General features: G+C 55.5%; 20 protein-coding genes and 2 pseudogenes. 10 read left to right on the plus strand and 12 right to left on the minus strand.

The genetic code is table 11. The features are described 5' to 3' along the window. The first annotated feature begins 108 nt into the window (after positions 1-108). The 7 genes and pseudogenes from DD606_RS00585 to DD606_RS26325 all read left to right on the plus strand — a co-directional run. Positions 109-753 carry a YtjB family periplasmic protein gene (locus DD606_RS00585; RefSeq protein ID WP_015572615.1) on the plus strand — a complete coding sequence of 215 codons (645 nt, stop codon included), beginning with the start codon at positions 109-111 and terminating at the stop codon, positions 751-753. Between the two features lie 39 nt (positions 754-792). Further along, positions 793-1,809 carry a lipoate--protein ligase LplA gene (gene lplA, locus DD606_RS00590; protein ID WP_023324128.1) on the plus strand — a complete coding sequence of 339 codons (1,017 nt, stop codon included), beginning with the start codon at positions 793-795 and terminating at the stop codon, positions 1,807-1,809. Between the two features lie 238 nt (positions 1,810-2,047). After that, entirely contained in the window at positions 2,048-2,734 is a 687-nt protein-coding gene (locus DD606_RS00595) for a DUF1120 domain-containing protein (protein WP_045895214.1), read from the plus strand. Positions 2,735-2,791: 57 nt separating this feature from the next. Then, on the plus strand, positions 2,792-3,481 hold the full coding sequence (locus tag DD606_RS00600) for a DUF1120 domain-containing protein (RefSeq protein WP_003856531.1): 690 nt from the start codon (positions 2,792-2,794) through the stop codon (positions 3,479-3,481). Between the two features lie 77 nt (positions 3,482-3,558). Continuing rightward, positions 3,559-3,792 carry a hypothetical protein gene (locus DD606_RS00605; protein WP_058675342.1) on the plus strand — a complete coding sequence of 78 codons (234 nt, stop codon included), beginning with the start codon at positions 3,559-3,561 and terminating at the stop codon, positions 3,790-3,792. Positions 3,793-3,851: 59 nt separating this feature from the next. Next, a pseudogene (locus DD606_RS00610) lies at positions 3,852-4,190 on the plus strand (FimD/PapC C-terminal domain-containing protein); the annotation flags it as partial. 86 nt (positions 4,191-4,276) lie between these two features. Continuing rightward, positions 4,277-4,375, plus strand: a pseudogene (locus DD606_RS26325) (hypothetical protein); the annotation flags it as partial. Positions 4,376-4,415: 40 nt separating this feature from the next. Here DD606_RS26325 and deoD read toward each other — a convergent pair. The 4 genes from deoD to deoC form a co-directional block, all read right to left on the minus strand. After that, positions 4,416-5,135 (minus strand): purine-nucleoside phosphorylase, encoded by a 720-nt coding sequence (gene deoD, locus DD606_RS00620; RefSeq protein ID WP_003856538.1) that lies wholly within the window; start codon positions 5,133-5,135, stop codon positions 4,416-4,418. 125 nt (positions 5,136-5,260) lie between these two features. After that, a complete protein-coding gene (deoB, locus tag DD606_RS00625) occupies positions 5,261-6,484 on the minus strand; it encodes a phosphopentomutase (RefSeq protein WP_003856540.1) in 1,224 nt (407 codons plus the stop codon). 53 nt (positions 6,485-6,537) lie between these two features. After that, complete coding sequence (gene deoA / locus DD606_RS00630; RefSeq protein WP_045335566.1) at positions 6,538-7,860, minus strand: thymidine phosphorylase; 1,323 nt, start codon at positions 7,858-7,860, stop codon at positions 6,538-6,540. Between the two features lie 99 nt (positions 7,861-7,959). Further along, a complete protein-coding gene (gene deoC / locus DD606_RS00635) occupies positions 7,960-8,739 on the minus strand; it encodes a deoxyribose-phosphate aldolase (RefSeq protein ID WP_003856543.1) in 780 nt (259 codons plus the stop codon). A 261-nt stretch (positions 8,740-9,000) separates the two neighbouring features. Between deoC and DD606_RS00640 the strand changes: the two genes are divergently transcribed. Together DD606_RS00640 and DD606_RS00645 are read left to right on the plus strand one after the other, a co-directional pair. Then, positions 9,001-10,536: a YjjI family glycine radical enzyme gene (locus DD606_RS00640; protein ID WP_045894278.1), complete on the plus strand. Its 1,536-nt coding sequence runs from the start codon at positions 9,001-9,003 to the stop codon at positions 10,534-10,536. Further along, positions 10,511-11,371 (plus strand): YjjW family glycine radical enzyme activase, encoded by an 861-nt coding sequence (locus tag DD606_RS00645; RefSeq protein ID WP_045342576.1) that lies wholly within the window; start codon positions 10,511-10,513, stop codon positions 11,369-11,371. The genes DD606_RS00640 and DD606_RS00645 overlap by 26 nt, the downstream gene beginning before the upstream one ends. On the opposite strand, the gene DD606_RS00650 is transcribed toward DD606_RS00645, so the two are convergent. The 8 genes from DD606_RS00650 to DD606_RS00685 all read right to left on the minus strand — a co-directional run bounded on the left by DD606_RS00650 (position 11,366) and on the right by DD606_RS00685 (position 17,733). Then, positions 11,366-12,148: a TatD family hydrolase gene (locus tag DD606_RS00650; protein WP_045342575.1), complete on the minus strand. Its 783-nt coding sequence runs from the start codon at positions 12,146-12,148 to the stop codon at positions 11,366-11,368. The genes DD606_RS00645 and DD606_RS00650 overlap by 6 nt on opposite strands. Next, the gene (locus tag DD606_RS00655; RefSeq protein WP_003856550.1) at positions 12,145-13,197 is read right to left on the minus strand and encodes a patatin family protein; all 1,053 of its coding nucleotides are present in this window, start codon (positions 13,195-13,197) and stop codon (positions 12,145-12,147) included. Before DD606_RS00655 ends, DD606_RS00650 begins: the two co-directional genes overlap by 4 nt. A 122-nt stretch (positions 13,198-13,319) precedes the next feature. Next, complete coding sequence (locus DD606_RS00660) at positions 13,320-13,481, minus strand: DUF1328 domain-containing protein (protein WP_003856556.1); 162 nt, start codon at positions 13,479-13,481, stop codon at positions 13,320-13,322. Between the two features lie 125 nt (positions 13,482-13,606). After that, positions 13,607-14,224 (minus strand): molecular chaperone OsmY, encoded by a 618-nt coding sequence (osmY, locus tag DD606_RS00665; RefSeq protein ID WP_059370690.1) that lies wholly within the window; start codon positions 14,222-14,224, stop codon positions 13,607-13,609. Between the two features lie 304 nt (positions 14,225-14,528). Next, positions 14,529-16,118 carry a peptide chain release factor 3 gene (prfC, locus tag DD606_RS00670; protein ID WP_003856562.1) on the minus strand — a complete coding sequence of 530 codons (1,590 nt, stop codon included), beginning with the start codon at positions 16,116-16,118 and terminating at the stop codon, positions 14,529-14,531. A gap of 92 nt (positions 16,119-16,210) precedes the next feature. Beyond that, entirely contained in the window at positions 16,211-16,888 is a 678-nt protein-coding gene (gene yjjG / locus DD606_RS00675) for a pyrimidine 5'-nucleotidase (RefSeq protein WP_003856564.1), read from the minus strand. Between the two features lie 19 nt (positions 16,889-16,907). After that, the gene (gene rimI, locus DD606_RS00680; RefSeq protein WP_003856565.1) at positions 16,908-17,351 is read right to left on the minus strand and encodes a ribosomal protein S18-alanine N-acetyltransferase; all 444 of its coding nucleotides are present in this window, start codon (positions 17,349-17,351) and stop codon (positions 16,908-16,910) included. Next, positions 17,320-17,733 carry a DNA polymerase III subunit psi gene (locus tag DD606_RS00685; RefSeq protein ID WP_003856566.1) on the minus strand — a complete coding sequence of 138 codons (414 nt, stop codon included), beginning with the start codon at positions 17,731-17,733 and terminating at the stop codon, positions 17,320-17,322. Before DD606_RS00685 ends, rimI begins: the two co-directional genes overlap by 32 nt. 102 nt (positions 17,734-17,835) lie before the next feature. On the opposite strand from DD606_RS00685, the gene rsmC reads away from it, so the two are divergent. Further along, entirely contained in the window at positions 17,836-18,864 is a 1,029-nt protein-coding gene (rsmC, locus tag DD606_RS00690) for a 16S rRNA (guanine(1207)-N(2))-methyltransferase RsmC (RefSeq protein WP_003856567.1), read from the plus strand. Positions 18,865-18,932: the final 68 nt, after the last annotated feature.

Consider the following 18,932-nt stretch of genomic DNA (forward strand, 5'->3'; position numbering starts at 1 on the left):
TGTAATTTCGTTCGCGCCGGAAGGTTCCAGAGGGAAAATAACGCATGAGGCTACCCTGTAACCATCACTTCTGGCAACATTAAGCCGTAAATTTTAAGCAGGTGGAATATGGCTCGCGCAAAACTGAAATTCCGGCTTCATCGCGCCGTGATTGTCCTGATCTGTCTCGCACTATTAGTGGCGCTGATGCAGGGGGCATCCTGGTTTAGCCAGAATCACCAACGACAGCGTAACCCGCAGTTTGAGGAGCTGGCCCGGACGCTGGCGCGCCAGGTGACGCTCAACGTTGCGCCGTCTATGCGCACCGAAACGCCGGATGATAAGCGAATAGCCCAGGTATTGCGCCAGCTTACGGAAAACAGCCGCATTCTGGATGCGGGCGTGTACGATGAACAGGGCGACCTGATTGCCCGCGCGGGTGAGCATGTCGACGTGCGCGACAGGCTGGCGCTGGACGGCAAAAAAGCCGGTGGTTATTTCAACCAACAAATCGTCGAACCCATTCAGGGCAAAAATGGTCCGCTCGGCTATTTACGTCTGACACTCGACACCCACACCCTGCCAACCGAAGCCAAACAGGTAGATAACACCACCAATATTTTGCGCCTGATGCTGCTGCTCTCGCTGGCGATTGGCGTGGTACTGGCACGTACGTTGCTCCAGGGCAAGCGCACCCGCTGGCAGCAGTCACCGTTCCTGTTAACCGCCAGCAAGTCGGTTCCCGAAGAGGAAGAGAGCGAGAAGAAAGAATAGTGATAAAGTAGGCGGATGATTCGGAAAAGGAACTCTGCCATGTCGACGTTACGCCTGCTAATCTCTGACTCTTACGATCCCTGGTTTAACCTGGCGGTAGAAGAGTGCATCTTCCGCCAGATGCCTGCCACCCAGCGCGTCCTGTTTCTCTGGCGCAACGCTGATACGGTCGTTATTGGCCGCGCGCAAAATCCGTGGAAAGAGTGTAACACCCGCCGTATGGAAGAGGACAACGTCCGCCTGGCGCGCCGCAGCAGCGGCGGCGGTGCGGTATTCCACGATCTGGGCAATACCTGCTTTACCTTTATGGCGGGCAAGCCGGAATACGACAAAACCATCTCGACCTCCATTGTGCTTAATGCGCTCAATTCGCTCGGCGTGACGGCTGAAGCCTCGGGACGTAACGATCTGGTGGTCAAAACGCCCGATGGCGACCGCAAGGTATCCGGCTCTGCCTATCGCGAAACGATGGATCGGGGATTCCACCACGGCACATTATTGCTGAATGCCGATCTGAGCCGTCTGGCTAACTACCTTAATCCAGATAAGAAAAAGCTCCAGGCTAAGGGTATTACCTCCGTGCGCGGGCGCGTGGCGAATCTGGTGGAACTGCTGCCCGGGATTACTCATGAGCAGATTTGCGATGCGATCCGTGAAGCCTTCTTCGAACATTACGGTGAGCGGGTAGAAGCTGAAGTGATCTCCCCTGACAAAACACCGGACCTGCCCAACTTCGCGGAAACCTTTGCGCGCCAGAGCAGCTGGGAGTGGAACTTCGGCCAGGCACCGGCCTTTTCACACCTGCTGGACGAACGGTTTACCTGGGGCGGAGTGGAGCTGCACTTTGACGTGGAGAAGGGCCATATTACCCGCACGCAGGTCTTTACGGATAGTCTCAATCCTGCACCGCTGGAGGCGCTGGCCGCACGTTTACAGGGCTGTCTGTACCATGCAGACAGTCTGCAACAGGCGTGCGAAGCGCTGTGGGTGGATTTCCCGGACCACGAGCGGGAGCTACGGGATCTCTCCCAATGGATCGCTGGCGCGGTGCGTTAATAAAAACACATAAGGGAAGTGAATACGCTTCCCTTATTCCTGAAAATTAACACACGTATATAAATAAACAGGGAACATACACAAAATATATATTTATAGCTTATATATTAAGGGGAATTACATTCAAAAATTAACACTCCTTAATGTAAAGTTAACTTTTCCTCTAGAATAATAGACAGCAAGAAATAGTTTTTCTATTTCTTCTCCACACGTCTGTTTCGAACGTTAAGGATTAACGATGAAAAAAATCATTATTGCAACCGCTGTTGCAATGACCCTCTCTGCGACTGCACATGCCGACTCTACTGCGGTATTAAAATTAAAAGGCGTATTAACCAACAACGCCTGTACCCCAACGCTGAGCGATGGCGCTGTCGTTGATTTCGGCACTAAATATATCAGCTCGCTCTCCGCAACGGCAGATAACCAGCTGGGTTATAAAGATATTTCTCTGACTATCAACTGCTCTGCCGCAACGAAAGTAGCGTGGTCCATTACCGATGATCACGCAGATTCAATGAAGAAAATGACCATCGATAACGCCACTTTCGCGGGCGATCAGGCATGGAGTTCAACTAACCAGTACGGCGTAGGTAAAACGGCTGGCGGCGTCAATATCGGCGCTTACTCCGTGGGTATGAATTCGAATGTAACCGTAGATGGAAACGTCAAAGCATTAGGTTATTCTGCGATAGCAGATGATCCAATGTGGTTACTTGCGAATACGGGTTCGCAGCTCGTCACTCATAGTGACGGTTCTATCCAGTATAGCGCAATAAATAGCAGTGATCGGACGTTGGTTCCCTTTATGAATGCCGTATTCCCGCTGCGCGTTGCGCTGGCGGTGCAGAAAACTGACACCCTGGCAATTACCGACGATACCCCGATCGACGGCCAGGCCACCATCACTTTGCATTATCTGTAACTGGCTCATTTCGCTTGTGAACTGAGCGTGATGGCCTGCATTTGTTAAGGAACAACAATGAAAAAGATTTTAGTTGCCACTGCCGTTGCGCTGGCCCTCTCCGCGACTGCCGCTAACGCCGCCTCTACCGCCGTACTGAAAGTGACCGGTTTACTCTCCGTTGCCGCCTGCACCCCGCAGTTAAGCGGCGGCGGCGAGGTGGATTATGGTCTTATCCACCTGGCGGATCTCTCCGCGACCAGCGTTAACCAGTTGGGTCAGAAAGATATCTCCCTGACCATCACCTGCCCGGTAGCCACTAAAGCTGGCTGGACCATCAGCGATGACCGCGCAGACACCCATCCGGGTGCTTCTGTGATCACCATTAACACCGCAGACGCGGCGGGCGGCAACGTTTCCGACACCACCCAGTCCTACGGCGTGGGCAAAACCGCGGGCGGCGTGAAAATTGGCGCTTACTCCATCTTTGCTGATGTGGCGAACGTCACCGCCGACGGCGTGAAATCAGACGTTATCTCCGGTACCGTGGACAGCCCGTCCTGGCAGAAAACCGCTACCGGTATCATCAAAAACGCCAACATGGAAATGATGACCGTGGCCGCTTCCGGCACCACTGCGCCGCTGCCTTTCACGACCGCAGTATTTCCGCTGAAAACCTCCCTGGCGATTCAGAATACCGCGGCCCTCGCGATTACCGATGATACCAACCTGGATGGTCAGGCCACGATTACCGTTAAATATCTCTGATTATCAACCCGATAAAGTGTGAACTATGCCTCCTCTTAACAGAGGAGGTATTTTGTCAGGTTAAAGGATTAATCTTGATGTCAGTTGAATCCACGATCGCTCAGTGCGCCATTGCCGCACCGTTATTATTCTCTGCTCTCTTTGCTCAGGCGTATGCCGCCGGAATGGTGCCAGAAACCACGCTGCTGGTTATTGAAGAGTCGACTCACAGCGGCACCATGAACGTAAAAAATACCGGCACCTTCCCGGCCCTGATCTATACCATCATTGTCGATCTTCCTGACGATACAGGCGTGACGTTAAACGCGTGACCCTTGAGGCTATCCCGCCGAAAAACACCGATAAACATATGTGGATCGGCTTTAACCTGAGTCAGGATCTGCCCAACGGCATCAAGAACATTTCTGTCGCCCATACAGCCTTCAGGGAGCTGGATTTCAAAGTACTGAATACCCGTCGCGTAATGCTCGAAGTGAAACGTGCAGACGGCTCGTGACTGTCAAAAGGGACCAGTATCGTGGATGAGAAAAACAACTACCTGGTCAGCGCGGTGGACAGCGGGCGTGTTTTTGTCACTGATATGTCCAATAGCCCGGCACTTTATGCCGTTGACGATAATATGCAGCGCATCTGCCGCATCGATTAATCCCTGAGTGAGACTCAGGACAAAGAATCGTTTTATGAAACTGCTAAAGGAGTCTGTAAATGAAACACCTGGGTAAACATTTACTGATGACTTTTTCGCTAATGGCTACGCTTTTTACGCCTGCCTCGTGGTCCGCCGATGAGTGCCAGCTCACCCTCACCCCGGTGCTGAATGACCGCCAGTTTAATCACATAGGTGATACGGTGACGCTGGAAAGCAATTTGATGTGGGAAGTGTTGACGAAGTAAGCACCATAGGGGGCAAACCTGCCCCCTGAAGAAAACGAAATTACTCTTTATCGCCCAGCAGAACGGATTCCAGCGCGATTTTGATCATGTCGTTGAAGGTGGTCTGACGCTCGGCAGCGGTAGTCTGCTCGTGAGTACGGATATGGTCTGACACGGTGCAAATAGTCAGCGCTTTCGCACCGAATTCAGCCGCCACGCCGTAGATACCGGCCGCTTCCATTTCCACACCCAGAATGCCGTATTTTTCCATCACGTCGAACATGTCGCCTTCTGGCGAGTAGAACAGATCGGCAGAGAACAGGTTGCCCACGCGCGCGTCTACGCCCAGCGCTTTTGCCGCGTCAACCGCGTTACGCACCATGTCAAAGTCAGCAATGGCCGCAAAGTCATGATCTTTAAAGCGAATGCGGTTGACTTTAGAGTCGGTGCACGCGCCCATGCCGATCACCACGTCACGCAGCTTAACGTCCATGCGAACCGCGCCGCAGGAGCCGACACGGATGATTTTCTTCACGCCGAAATCGGTGATCAGCTCTTTGGTGTAGATGGAGCAGGATGGGATACCCATGCCGTGACCCATCACGGAGATTTTGCGGCCTTTATAGGTACCGGTGAAGCCCAGCATGCCGCGCACGTTGTTCACTTCACGCACGTCTTCGAGGAAGGTTTCTGCAATGTGCTTCGCGCGCAGCGGGTCGCCCGGCATCAATACGACGTCAGCGAAATCACCCATTTCTGCATTAATGTGAGGAGTTGCCATCTTCAGTTCCTTTTACATTGTTGTTTTTGCCGGGTGGTGGCGGCGCCTTACCCGGCCTACATTCTGTTTTCCCTCTCCCACAGGGAGAGGGTCGGGGTGAGGGCATCAGGCCTCACCCAATCCGTTTAGAACATAGCCTTGCCATATTCCATGTCAGACGTACCAAAGTATTTCGCAATCGTCTGGCCGATGTCCGCGAAGGTTTCACGGTGACCCAGCGAGCCCGGTTTGACTTTCGGGCCGTACACCAGCACCGGAATGTGCTCACGGGTGTGGTCGGTACCGGTCCAGGTCGGGTCACAGCCATGGTCAGCGGTCAGGATCAGAATGTCATCTTCTCCCACCAGCTCCATCAGCTCTGGCAGACGGCGGTCAAACAGCTCCAGACCCGCAGCATAACCGGCGACGTCGCGACGGTGGCCCCAGGAGGAGTCGAAGTCCACGAAGTTGGTGAAGACAATGGTCTTATCGCCCGCTTCTTTCATCTCTTTGATGGTGGCGTCGAACAGCGCATCCAGACCGGTCGCTTTGACCTTTTTGGTAATGCCGCAGTTGGCGTAAATGTCCGCGATTTTACCCACGGAAACCACGTGACCGTCTTTCTCGTCGACGAGTTTTTGCAGCACGGTCGGCGCCGGTGGCTCCACGGCCAGATCGTGACGGTTGCCGGTACGCTGGAAGTTACCCGCTTTGTCGCCGATAAACGGACGCGCGATAACGCGGCCAATGTTGTAGCCGCCTTCGGTCAGCTCTTCACGGGCGATTTCGCACAACTCGTACAGTTTATCCAGGCCAAACGTCTCTTCATGGCAGGCGATCTGGAACACGGAGTCAGCAGAGGTATAGAAAATTGGCTTGCCGGTTTTCATGTGCTCTTCGCCGAGCTGGTCCAGAATCACGGTACCGGAAGAGTGGCAGTTACCGAGGTAGCCCGGCAGGTTGGCGCGCTTCACCAGCTTATCAAGCAGCTCTTGCGGGAAGCTGTTCTCGTGATCGGAGAAGTACCCCCAGTCGAACAGCACCGGCACGCCGGCGATTTCCCAGTGGCCGGACGGAGTATCTTTACCGGAAGAGAGCTCGTGCGCCCACGCGTAGGCGCCCACCACTTCCGCGTTACCGTCCATACCGGCTGCGATCTTACCGGTAGAGCCTTCATGCGCTTTTACCAGCCCCAGACGGGTCAGGTTTGGCAGGTTCAGAGGGCCTTTACGACCGTTGTCCGCTTCGCCTTTTGCACAGGCTTCCGCGATGTGACCCAGGGTATCGGAACCCACGTCACCAAATCGTTCTGCATCTTCGGTTGCGCCGATGCCGAATGAGTCCAGCACCATAATAAATGCACGTTTCATAATTGTTCTCCGTACTTAGTGCTTCATAAAAATGCGATCAGATCAGTATACCGCTATTCAGTGATACGACGATAGACCGTCGGTGTGGTTTCCGGTGCTTTATCGTCAAGAGATATTGCCGCCTTCACCGCTTTCGCCGCGTCCTGCCAGCTGGCTTCATCTTTCGCGTGGATCACCGCCAGCGGACGTTGGCCGTCAACGCAGTCACCCAGACGGGCCATATCGGTAAAGCCGACGCTGTAATCAATGGTGTCCGATGCCTGACGACGACCGCCGCCCATAGACACGACAGCCATGCCGAGCGCGCGGGTATCCATAGCCGAGACAAAGCCTTCGCTATCCGCATAGACCGCTTTGCTGAGCATCGCGGTGGGCAGGTATTTCGCGTAGTTTTCCACGAAGTCGGTCGGGCCTTTCTGCGCCGCCACCATCCGACCAAAGATCTCCGCCGCTTTGCCGTTGTCCAGCACCGCCTGAAGCTTCGCGCGCGCGTCAGCGTCGTCTTTGGCCAGCTTGCCGGAGATTAACATCTCAACGCACAGCGCCATGGTGACATCGAACAGGCGCGGGTTACGGTATTCGCCTGTGAGGAACTGCACAGCCTCGCGGACTTCAACCGCGTTCCCGGCGCTGGAGGCCAGCACCTGGTTCATGTCCGTCAGCAGTGCGGTGGTGCGCACGCCCGCGCCGTTGGAAACGCCAACGATCGCTTCGGCCAGCGCCTCAGAGAGTTCATAGGTTGGCATAAACGCGCCGCTGCCCACTTTCACATCCATCACCAGCGCATCCAGACCTTCCGCCAGTTTTTTGGCAAGGATAGAGGCGGTGATCAGCGGGATGGAGTCTACAGTCGCGGTAATGTCACGCGTCGCGTAGAAACGCTTGTCAGCCGGAGCAAGAGAGCTGGTCTGGCCGATAATCGCCACGCCAACGTCTTTAATAATGTCGCGGAAGCGGTTGTCATCCGGGAAGATATCGAAGCCCGGAATGGCTTCCAGTTTGTCGAGCGTACCGCCGGTGTGGCCCAGGCCGCGCCCGGAAATCATCGGGATGTAACCCCCGCAGGCTGCCACCATCGGGCCAAGCATCAGGGAGGTCACGTCGCCCACGCCGCCGGTGGAGTGTTTGTCCACAATCGGGCCGTTGAGGTTGAGGCTTTTCCAGTCCAGAACGGTTCCTGAATCTCGCATCGCCATGGTCAGCGACACGCGCTCAGGCATCGACATATCGTGGAAGAAAATGGTCATCGCCAGAGCCGCAATCTGCCCTTCAGAGATGGTATTATCACGAATGCCGTTGATAAAAAAGCGGATTTCTTCGTCGCTTAATGCATGACCATCACGTTTTTTACGAATAATTTCTTGTGCGAGAAACACGGTAACCTCCATGCGGAATCGGGTGAATGGCGGCGGGTATGTTGACCCGCCCCACGATCCTGTAGGCCGGGTTAGCGTAGCGCCACCCGGCAATTCAACTTAGTAGCTGCTTGCGCTCTTACCGTCGCCGTGACCCAGCGCTTTCAGCAGGCTGGCCAGCAGGCTGGACGCGCCGAAGCGGTAGTGGCGGGAGTCCGCCCAGTCGGCGCCGAACAGCTCGTCGGCAATCGCCAGGAACTGCTGAGCGTCTTCTGCGGTACGCACGCCGCCTGCCGGTTTGAAGCCAACGGTTTTGGACACGCCCATATCACGGATGACTTCCATCATGATGCGTGCGCTTTCCGGGGTAGCGTTGACCGGCACTTTACCGGTAGAGGTTTTAATGAAATCCGCGCCCGCTTTGATGGAGATTTCAGACGCCTTACGAATCAGCGCCTCTTCTTTCAGCTCGCCGGTTTCAATGATCACTTTAAGCAGCACGTTTGCTGCCGCACATGCGTCTTTACAGGCTTTCACCAGGTCAAAACCGACCTGCTCGTTGCCGGCGATCAGCGCGCGGTACGGGAATACCACGTCAACTTCGTCTGCGCCGTACGCAATCGCTGCGCGGGTTTCTGCCAGCGCGATCTCGATATCGTCATTGCCGTGCGGGAAGTTAGTTACGGTGGCAATGCGCACATCCGGCGTGCCCTGCTCTTTCAGCGTTTTGCGGGCAATCGGGATGAAGCGCGGATAGATACAGACGGCGGCGGTGTTACCCACTGGCGTTTTCGCCTGATGGCACAGGGCGATGACTTTTTCATTGGTGTCGTCATCGTTCAGGGTGGTCAGGTCCATCAGTTTCAACGCGCGCAGGCTGCTTGCAGTTAAATCGGTCATAACATTCTCCAACGGCAGTGCCGTATAAATTTTACCTTGCGGGTCTGTGAGTATTCTAACATTCACCCGCATCCACACTTCGACATTCATCACAGTTAATGAAAACTGTGTGCAAATTTGCATTACTGTAATGAGATCTTCTTCAAATTTTAGTGCGTTAATTGCTGACTAAATCGGCGATATCCCCTTTCTGATCAAAGCGCCACCAGGCTGGCTTCCTACAATTCGTTCACTATCCGCAGAACAACCAAGGAAGTGAACATGCCCGACGCCCTGCAACAACGTTGCCAGCACATTGTGACCAGCCCGGTGTTAACCCCGGAACAAAAACGTCATTTTCTGGCGCTGGAAGCGGAGAACAATCTGCCCTATCCCGCTCTGCCAGAGGCGGCCCGCGCCGCGCTGGACGAGGGATTCATCTGCGACATGTTCGAAGGCCATGCGCCTTACAAACCGCGCTACGTGCTGCCGGACTACGCTAAATTTCTGGCTAACGGCTCAGAATGGCTGGAGCTGGAAGGGGCGAAAGATCTGGATGATGCCCTCTCGCTGCTCACTATCCTTTATCACCATGTTCCGTCCGTCACATCGATGCCGGTCTATCTGGGCCAGCTCGATGAAATACTCAGCCCCTATGTTAAAATTCTAACACAGGATGAAATCGATAGCCGAATAAAACGTTTCTGGCGTTACCTGGACAGAACCCTGCCCGATGCGTTTATGCATGCCAATATCGGCCCGGCGGATACGCCTGTCACCCGAGCCATCCTTCGCGCGGATGCAGAACTAAAGCAGGTTGCGCCGAACCTGACCTTTATCTACGACCCGGATGTAACCCCCAGCGATCTGCTGCTGAGCGTGGCGAAAAACATTTGTGAATGTAGTAAGCCGCATATTTCTAATGGCCCGGTGAATGATAAAATTTTCACAAAAGGTCGCTATGGCGTGGTGAGCTGTTACAACTCCCTGCCGCTGGCGGGCGGCGGCAGCACGCTGGTGCGCCTAAACCTGAAAGCGATTGCGGAACACAGCCGCTCACCGGAAGACTTTTTCACCCGTACCCTTCCTCACTACTGCCAGCAACAAATCGCGATCATTAATGCGCGCTGCGATTTTTTATATGAACAATCCGGCTTCTTTGAGAATAGCTTCCTGGTGAAAGAGGGGCTGATTGATGCCGATCGTTTTGTGCCGATGTTTGGCATGTACGGTCTGGCCGAAGCGGTGAACGTGCTGTGCGAGAAAGCAGGCATTACGGGACGTTACGGTAAGAACGAACAGGCCAATGCGCTGGGCTACCGCATCAGTGAACAGCTTGCGGCGTTTGTTGAAAACACGCCGGTGAAACACGGCTGGCAGCACCGCGCGATGCTACATGCGCAGTCGGGGATCAGCTCTGACTCGGGCACCACGCCGGGCGCACGCCTGCCCTACGGCGACGAGCCGGATCCCATCAGCCACCTGCTGGCCGTTGCGCCGCACCACAAGCACTACGCTTCCGGGATCAGCGACATTCTCACCCTGGAGCAAACGGTTAAACGCAATCCTCAGGCTGTGGTGCAGCTGTGCCTGGGGGCGTTCAACGCCGGTATGCGCGAGTTTACCGCCAACGTTGCGGGTAACGATCTCGTGCGCGTTACCGGCTATATGGTGCGGCTCTCCGATCTGGAGAAATACCGGGAGGCCGGCTCGCGCACCAACACCACCTGGCTCGGCGAGGAGGCCGCGCGCAATACCCGTATTCTGGAACGTCAGCCGCGCGTGATAAGTCATGAACAGCAGATGCGCTTTAGTTAGTCAGGTCATACCCTTCTCCTGCGTGGACGGGCCGGGCAGCCGCCTGGCGTTGTTCCTCCAGGGCTGTAACCTGCGCTGCAAAACCTGCCACAACCCGTGGACGATAGGGCGCTGCAACGACTGCGGCGACTGTGTACCCCACTGTCCGCATGATGCGCTGACGATTCAGGCCGGGCGCATCTGGTGGCAGGAGAGTCACTGTCAGCAGTGCGACACCTGCCTGCACCTGTGTCAGAAGCAGGCGACGCCGATGGCGCAGCGCTATAGCGTCGAGGAGATCCTCTCCCGGGTGCTCACGTGCGCGCCGTTTATTGAGGGCGTGACCGTCAGCGGGGGTGAGGCCACCACGCAGCTGCCGTTTTTGGTTGCGCTTTTCACCGCAATCAAAGCCGATCCGTCCCTGCGCCATCTGACGTGCCTGGTGGACAGCAACGGCCTGTTAAGCGAAACCGGCTGGCAAAAGCTGTTTCCGGTGTTTGACGGCGCGATGGTGGATCTGAAAGCCTGGGGCAATGAACATCACCGTTTTCTGACCGGGCGCGAAAACACGCTGATCAAGCAGAGCATCCGCTGGCTGGCCGATCGTCATCGCCTGACGGAGCTGCGCCTGCTGGTGATCCCCGATCGGTGTGATTATCTGCAACATCTGCCATCGCTGACCGCTTTTATCCACACGTTGGGGAACGTTCCGGTGCGGATCAACGCGTTTCATGCCCATGGGGTTTACGGGGAGGCGGCGAGATGGCGGAGCGCCACGCCGGAGGACATCGAGCCGCTGGCGCAGGCCCTGGAACGGCAGCAGATCACGGTGATCCGCCCGGCCCTTTATCTATAGCGTGATGCCGAAGACCGCTCGGGTATTTTCCAGCAGCGCGCTGGCAATCACATCTTCAGGCTCCTGACGCAACTCACACAGCACATCAAAAACGCGCGCCGCCTGCTCCGGGCGGTTAGGCTGGCCCTGAAAACCATTCAGCGGCATGTCAGGCGCATCCGTTTCCAGCAGGAGCGAGGTCAGCGGGAGCTGTGCCATCACATCACGGGTTTTGCTGGCACGCGGATAGGTAATGGTGCCACCGACGCCAATTTTATAGCCCAGCTCGATAAAACGCTGCGCCTGCTGAAGGCTTCCAGCGAAACCATGGACCACGCCCCTGCGCGGCACGTCGATGCGCTTCAGGTGCATCGCCAGTTTGTCATGGGTACGTCTGGAGTGGAGGATCACCGGCAGATCGTGGCGCTTTGCCAACCGGAGCTGCGCGTCCAGAATCGTCTGCTGGCGTTCAAACTGCGGATCTTCACGATAGAGATCGAGGCCGATCTCACCGATGGCAACCAGCTTCGTATCCGCGTTTTGCAGCGTGGCATCCAGCCTGTCGAGATGGTCATCAAGATGGTGCTCAATAACGATCGGATGCAGACCCAACGCGGCATACAGCGCATCGTGCCCCCGGGCAAGCGCCAGAACTTTCTCGAATCTCGCCGCTTCAATAGCGGGCACAATAATGGCTCTCACACCGGCCTCAGCCGCACGCGCAAGACTGGATGTTTCCTCCCCGCTAAACGGCGGGAAATCAAAGTGGCAATGGGTATCGATAAAGCAGTGCGTCACGCCAGATCCTCGTTATCGAGTAAGCCATCGTTGGCCTGCGGCGCGTCCACCAGCGGCATCGCCACCGCGTCATTGGCCACAACGGCAGGCGGCAAAATGATGCTTTTATGCCGATGAAGAGGCGGTTGCTCGGCCAGCATTTTCCCGACGGTCGCCAGGAAGTAACGCCCGCACAGCCGCCCCGTTTTGTAATCCATACGCAACGCAGGCAACCGACTGCCCAGCGCCATGCTCAACAGCGGCTTCGGCGGATAAATTTCAAAGATGCGCAGCTTGCCCGGTGGTTTTTCAATAAAACGCTGCATCGCGCCGTAGGTGGTTTCATGCTGCTTCGCAATATTCACCAGCGGTTGCAGGCTGCTGTCGCCCAGCCAGCGTTCCATCCGCTTAAACCACTGTGGGGTGTAATACATCTGCGAAGGCACCGTACGGATCACCACAATGGTTTTTGCCCCGCGCCGCGCCGCCTCCTGTACCGGCACCGCGTCGCTGATACCACCGTCAAGATAGCTTATCCCCTCCAGCAACGCGCCGGTGCGGTAGAATCCCGGGATCGCGCTGGACGCGCGGATGATATCCAGCCAGTTCTCTTTCTGCGGCGAAAAGTAACCCGGCGAATAGTCATCGCCACGGCTGGCGCACATCCAGAACTCTTTGCCGGTATCGAACAGTCGTGACGCGGTATCCATGGCCAGCGGCATCTGGCTGGAGGTGGCATCCAGTAACCAGTCGAGATCGATCAGGTTCCCGCCGCGCACGAAGCGTACCGGATTGAAGAATTCTTTCGAGGTGGTATAGCGCATAATCACTTTGCGCGCATAGCCGGGCTGGTTGCAGACATAGGCGGAGAGGTTCTGCGCCCCGGCAGAGGTACCGAAATAGAGATCGAACGGGTTGAATTGCGCGCGCATAAATTCGTCGAGCACGCCGGCGGTAAAAATACCGCGCTGCCCGCCCCCTTCACAGACCAGCGCAAGCTGGCCTGCATGAAACGGTTTTAACGTCAGCGGCGCAATATTGCCGAGCGTAACGGGAATTCGTTGCCCCACCTCTGCCTTCCTGTTTTCATTATTGTGATGAGACACAGTAACGCACTTCCCCGGTGGTTCTCAAACGAGAAAAAGCCAGTCACGAGGACTGGCTTGAGTTTGTTTAGTAAATATTGCGTTTGCTACGGGCGACGTCGACCCGTAAACAGGCTGACCAGGAACAGAATAATACCGACGACGAAGACAATTTTCGCTGCCCATGCCGCGGTACCCGCCAGTCCACCAAAGCCCAATGCGGCGGCAATTAACGCGATAACCAGAAATATAATGCCCCAACGAAACATAAGCCTCTCCTTTACCATAGTTAATGTCGGCCGCTAAACGTGAGCGCTCAGGTCACTCACCGGCTTTTCCAGAATCGTTTTTATTTCGCCCGCGGTTTTAAGCCTTACGGGCGAATGGTACTGCTTTACTTCGTTTTCAGATCGTTTTTGACGCTTTTCACACCATCAATAGCTTTCGCAATTGACTCGGCACGATCGCTTTGTGCCTGATTCTCAACCGTACCGGACAGCTGGACCACACCATCGGTGGTTTCAACTTTCACCATACGGGATGGCACGATGTCGTCAGCTAACAGTTTAGCTTTGATTTCGCTGGTAGTTGCTGCATCTCCGGCATAGCCCTTCACGGACGATTCTTTGCTGTCACGTACGTGCAGTTTGTCGCTGACGGAGCTTACGCCCTCAACGCCTTTCGCCACTTTAACGGCTGCTTCAGCCTGGGTCTGGCTTTCAACGAAACCGCTCAGGGTGACAACCTTGTTGTCGGTTTTAACAGAAATATCGGTGCTCTTAATGGAGTCGTGATCCACCAGTGCGGCTTTCACTTTTGCTGTGATTGAGCTGTCATCCATGAAATTACCGACTTTATTCATAGAGCTATCGATTTTTTCCCCTGCGGTATTGGCGGAACTTTGCGCTTTATCCATGGTGCTGGATTCCGCCAGAGCAGAACCGCTTACCAGGACACTACCCAACGTTACAGCCAGCAGAGTTTTAGAAATCTTCAGTCTTGTCATATTCATCGATTTATTCCTGTGTTTTGCCCGTTATTTGGGCGACATACTTCCCTAAATCTTGGTTTTATATATTGCGAATTAACACCGGGGCAAAATGGAGAACCAATGGACATGCATTGAACAGTTAATTCATCCACGCCCGGTGCTAAACACTGAGTTAAATATAGATCACAATCAGAGGGGTGCATTCAGAATTGGGGAAAAAACGAACGAATAGCGAAAAATTGCGGTGAATTAAGAACATTCCGCAAGGGTTTAATAACACAGGAATTAAAGAAGAGCACGGCGGCTGCCGTGCTCTGAGAGGGAATTAATGCTCGCGCGTTTTGCGGAACTGAACATCAGGATAACGTTCCTGCGTCAGGTTCAGGTTAACCATGGTCGGGGCGATATAGGTCAGGTTATCGCCACCGTCCAGCGCCAGCTGAACTTCGTTCTTACGTTTAAATTCTTCGAATTTCTTCACGTCTGAACATTCAACCCAGCGGGCGGTCGCCACGTTCACCGATTCGTAAATCGCTTCCACGTTGTACTCGCTCTTAAGACGGGCAACCACCACGTCAAACTGGAGCACACCCACCGCGCCCACGATCAGATCGTTGTTAGCAATAGGGCGGAACACCTGTACAGCCCCCTCTTCGGAAAGCTGGACCAGGCCTTTCAGCAGTTGCTTCTGCTTCAGCGGATCGCGCAGGCGAATGCGGCGGAACAGTTCCGGCGCGAAGTTCGGGATACCGGTGAACTTCATCATCTCGCCCTGCGTGAAGGTATCGCCAATCTGAATGGTACCGTGGTTGTGTAAACCAATGATGTCACCCGGATAGGCTTCTTCTACATGCGAACGGTCGCCCGCCATGAAGGTCAGCGCGTCGGAGATCACCACGTCTTTACCGATACGGACCTGACGCAGCTTCATGCCCTTCTCGTACTTACCGGAGACCACGCGCATAAAGGCAACGCGGTCGCGGTGTTTCGGGTCCATGTTGGCCTGAATTTTAAAGACGAAGCCGGAGAACTTCTCTTCCTTTGCTTCTACTTCGCGGGTGTCGGTTTTACGCGGCATTGGCTGCGGGGCCCACTCCACCAGACCGTCGAGCATATGGTCAACGCCGAAGTTGCCGAGGGCGGTACCGAAGAAGACCGGGGTAATTTCACCGCTCAGGAACAGCTCTCGGTCGAACTCGTGCGACGCGCCTTTAACCAGCTCCAGCTCATCGCGCAGCTGCGCGGCCAGCTCTTCACCGACCGCTGCGTCCAGATCCGGGTTGTCCAGACCTTTCACGATGCGCACTTCCTGAATGGTGTGACCCTTACCGGTCTGGTACAGGTAGGTTTCGTCTTTATAGAGGTGGTAAACCCCTTTGAACAGCTTGCCGCAGCCAATCGGCCAGGTGATTGGCGCGCAGGCAATCTTCAGCTCGTTTTCCACTTCATCCATCAGCTCCATCGGATCACGGATGTCACGGTCGAGTTTGTTCATAAAGGTGAGGATCGGCGTATCGCGCAGACGGGTGACTTCCATCAGCTTGCGGGTACGATCTTCAACACCTTTCGCGGCGTCGATCACCATCAGGCAGCAGTCCACCGCCGTCAGGGTACGGTAGGTATCTTCGGAGAAGTCTTCGTGCCCCGGGGTGTCCAGCAGGTTCACCAGACAGTCGTGATACGGGAACTGCATCACGGAGGTGGTAATCGAAATACCACGCTGCTTTTCCATCTCCATCCAGTCGGATTTAGCATGCTGGCTGGAGCCACGGCCTTTAACGGTACCCGCGGTCTGGATCGCCTGTCCGAACAGCAACACCTTCTCGGTGATGGTCGTTTTACCGGCATCCGGGTGCGAGATAATGGCAAAAGTGCGGCGTTTGGCCACCTCTTGCAGATAAGGAGACAACGTCATAATCAATTCTTCTTAGGTAAGCGCGGCAGCAGGCCGCGCATCATGGAATACGAAAAATGCGGCTATTTTACCCATCAACAGGGGGCAGGCAATCATTGTTTACACAGGAGCTGCTCCAGTTCGTTCAATGACGTAACGGTCCAGGTCGGCTCGATGCCTTCCGGCAGCATGCGGCCATGCGCATTCAGCCAGACGGTCGACAGGCCCGATCTCATACCTCCCAGAATATCAGATTCTGCCGTATCCCCCACCATCAGCACGCGATCGCGGTCAGGATTGCCCGCTTGCGCCAACGCATAATCGAAAATACGCGGATCCGGCTTCGGTACGCCCACCTCTTCGGAGATCACCAGCGCGTCGAAATGATCGCGCAGGCCGGTGCGTTCAAGGCGAATCTGCTGAAGCGCGGTAAAGCCGTTGGTAATGATCCCAAGCTTCACCTTCCCTTTCAGCGAATCCAGCAAAGAAACGGCGCCGGGCAGCGGCGCGCAGATATCCGCCATCGCATTCAGGAAGGCCTCGTTCAGCACCCCAGGACTCACGTTTAACCGTTCAGCCCACACGTCAAAACGCTGATGCTGAAGCTGTAACGCGGTGATGGCTCCGTTCTGGTAATCCACCCACAGCGGTTTGTTCACCGCCTGATAGTCCTGAAAATCTTCCGCGGTGAACGTCACGCTATAGTCGAGAAACATCCGCTGTAGGCCGCCGAACGAGTCAAACGTAAACAGCGTTTCGTCGGCATCAAAGAAAATCCAGTCCCATTTCATCGTTACAACCTTATTTTCGTTATCCAATCGGCAGAGCCATGATAATGGCGTCTTCACGTCCCTCTGCGGTGGGGTAGTAGTTACGGCGGATAGTCGCCTCGTTGAAGCCTAAGCTTTCATAGAGCGCGATGGCGGCGACATTGGACGCGCGCACCTCCAGCCACAGGGTGAAAACGTCACGGGTTTCCAGCTCACGAATGAGGTGCTCAAGCAGTTCCCTGCCCAGCCCGCGGCGCTGGTATGCGGGATCGACCGCGATATTAAACAGCGTCGCCTCGTCCAGAACGACCTGCGTGATGGCGAACGCAGCCATCGCACCGTCAACGTCCAGGCGGAGATTTAAATAGCGTTCGCCCTGATTGCTGGCAAACGTCTTTTCGCTCCACGGAAAGGCATGGGCGCGGGTTTCAATCGCGAACGCGGTGGTCAGGTCAGCCGTCGTGAGGGAAGAAATCGTGTTCATATTCGCAAATTTGTTGCCATAGCGCGCTACGCGCTTTTGGGTTGGCTTTCAGTTCGTCCAGCGCTGGCGAGCTGATCTGGCTTCCTTCAAGGGGTAGCTCATCCACCGCCCCGATTCGCCAGCTGTTACAGCGGCTGTCAGAGGGAAGCATCGCGACGCTTTCGGGCGCCAGCTGTAATACCTGATCGTGGGTCACCTTCAGGCTGCGAAGGACATCCTCAATCAGGGGCTCGTTCAGGGCAGGCGGCGCTTCTGCCACCATCACCAGGCGGACATGCGCAGGGATGGAGATGGCTATTTCGCCCCGCAACGCCGTCGGGCGACGCAAAGCCCACTGGGTGATGCCCAGTTGCTGCAACTGCCAGTCTCGTCGGGATGTCATAGCGAAAACTCCTGTCTCTCAGGCGCGCAAATATAGCAAATGTGTCGAAACTGCGCCATCTACCTACTATAATCCCCGCCTGAGTTTATTGAGGAACAATTCATGTCTGCATTTACCCCGGCAAGTGAAGTCTTGCTGCGTCACAGTGATGATTTCGAAGAGAGCCGTATTCTGTTTGCCGGAGATATGCAGGATGACCTGCCCGCACGTTTCGACTGTGCTGAAAGCCGTGCCCACACCCAGTACTATCACCACTGGCAGGTGCTGAGCCGTCAGATGGGCGAGCGCGCGCGCTTTAGCCTGGCGGCGGAGCAGAGCGATATTGCTGACTGCGATACGCTCATTTACTACTGGCCAAAAAACAAGCCGGAAGCCCAGTTCCAGCTGATGAACCTGCTTTCTCTGCTACCGGTCGGCTGCGATATTTTTGTTGTCGGTGAAAACCGCAGCGGGGTGCGTAGCGCAGAACAGATGCTCGAAGCCTGGGCGCCGCTGACGAAAATCGACAGCGCCCGTCGCTGCGGCCTGTACCATGGTCGTCTGGAAAAACAGACCACCTTCGATGCCGACGCCTTCTGGGACGAGTACCAGCTTGAAGGCCTGACCATTAAAACCCTGCCGGGCGTGTTCAGCCGTGATGCGCTCGATACGGGCAGTAAGCTGCTGCTGTCCACCCTGACGCCTCATACCAAGGGCAAAGTGCTGGACGTCGGCTGTGGCGCGGGCGTGCTGTCATCGGTTCTCGCCAGTCACTCACCAAAAGTGCGTTTAACCCTGTGTGACGTGAGCGCTCCGGCGGTAGAAGCCAGCCGCGCCACGCTTGCTGCGAATGGCATTGAAGGTGACGTGATTGCCAGCAACGTCTTCTCCGATGTGACCGGTCGCTTTGACATGATCATCTCTAACCCGCCGTTCCACGACGGAATGGAGACCAGCCTTGAAGCGGCGCAAACGCTGATCCGTGGCGCAACCCGTCACCTCAACAGCGGCGGTGAGCTGCGTATTGTGGCGAACGCCTTCCTCGCATACCCGAAAGTACTGGATGAAACCTTTGGCTTCCACGAAGTGATCGCCCAGACGGGTCGCTTTAAGGTCTATCGCACCGTGATGACGCGCCAGGCGAAAAAGTAACCCCCCCGGTCCGGCGATGGCTGACGCTGCCATCGCCCAATTTTGCAGCAATCAAAACAACGTGCGCA

Origin of the sequence: Enterobacter cloacae complex sp. GF14B (genome assembly GCF_004136805.1) — a bacterium.
Lineage (GTDB): Bacteria > Pseudomonadota > Gammaproteobacteria > Enterobacterales > Enterobacteriaceae > Enterobacter > Enterobacter hormaechei_C.

What these genes read in the sequence shown, in the direction of transcription:
- yjjG (WP_003856564.1), bottom strand. Translation starts at nt 16,888, where the DNA reads ATGAAATGGGACTGGATTTTCTTTGATGCCGACGAAACGCTGTTTACG.
- DD606_RS00645 (WP_045342576.1), top strand. Translation starts at nt 10,511, where the DNA reads ATGAACAGCAGATGCGCTTTAGTTAGTCAGGTCATACCCTTCTCCTGC.
- lplA (WP_023324128.1), top strand. Translation starts at nt 793, where the DNA reads ATGTCGACGTTACGCCTGCTAATCTCTGACTCTTACGATCCCTGGTTT.
- rsmC (WP_003856567.1), top strand. Translation starts at nt 17,836, where the DNA reads ATGTCTGCATTTACCCCGGCAAGTGAAGTCTTGCTGCGTCACAGTGAT.
- DD606_RS00585 (WP_015572615.1), top strand. Translation starts at nt 109, where the DNA reads ATGGCTCGCGCAAAACTGAAATTCCGGCTTCATCGCGCCGTGATTGTC.
- deoD (WP_003856538.1), bottom strand. Translation starts at nt 5,135, where the DNA reads ATGGCAACTCCTCACATTAATGCAGAAATGGGTGATTTCGCTGACGTC.
- DD606_RS00595 (WP_045895214.1), top strand. Translation starts at nt 2,048, where the DNA reads ATGAAAAAAATCATTATTGCAACCGCTGTTGCAATGACCCTCTCTGCG.
- DD606_RS00600 (WP_003856531.1), top strand. Translation starts at nt 2,792, where the DNA reads ATGAAAAAGATTTTAGTTGCCACTGCCGTTGCGCTGGCCCTCTCCGCG.
- deoC (WP_003856543.1), bottom strand. Translation starts at nt 8,739, where the DNA reads ATGACCGATTTAACTGCAAGCAGCCTGCGCGCGTTGAAACTGATGGAC.
- DD606_RS00605 (WP_058675342.1), top strand. Translation starts at nt 3,559, where the DNA reads ATGTCAGTTGAATCCACGATCGCTCAGTGCGCCATTGCCGCACCGTTA.
- DD606_RS00640 (WP_045894278.1), top strand. Translation starts at nt 9,001, where the DNA reads ATGCCCGACGCCCTGCAACAACGTTGCCAGCACATTGTGACCAGCCCG.
- DD606_RS00660 (WP_003856556.1), bottom strand. Translation starts at nt 13,481, where the DNA reads ATGTTTCGTTGGGGCATTATATTTCTGGTTATCGCGTTAATTGCCGCC.
- prfC (WP_003856562.1), bottom strand. Translation starts at nt 16,118, where the DNA reads ATGACGTTGTCTCCTTATCTGCAAGAGGTGGCCAAACGCCGCACTTTT.
- osmY (WP_059370690.1), bottom strand. Translation starts at nt 14,224, where the DNA reads ATGAATATGACAAGACTGAAGATTTCTAAAACTCTGCTGGCTGTAACG.
- deoB (WP_003856540.1), bottom strand. Translation starts at nt 6,484, where the DNA reads ATGAAACGTGCATTTATTATGGTGCTGGACTCATTCGGCATCGGCGCA.
- DD606_RS00685 (WP_003856566.1), bottom strand. Translation starts at nt 17,733, where the DNA reads ATGACATCCCGACGAGACTGGCAGTTGCAGCAACTGGGCATCACCCAG.
- rimI (WP_003856565.1), bottom strand. Translation starts at nt 17,351, where the DNA reads ATGAACACGATTTCTTCCCTCACGACGGCTGACCTGACCACCGCGTTC.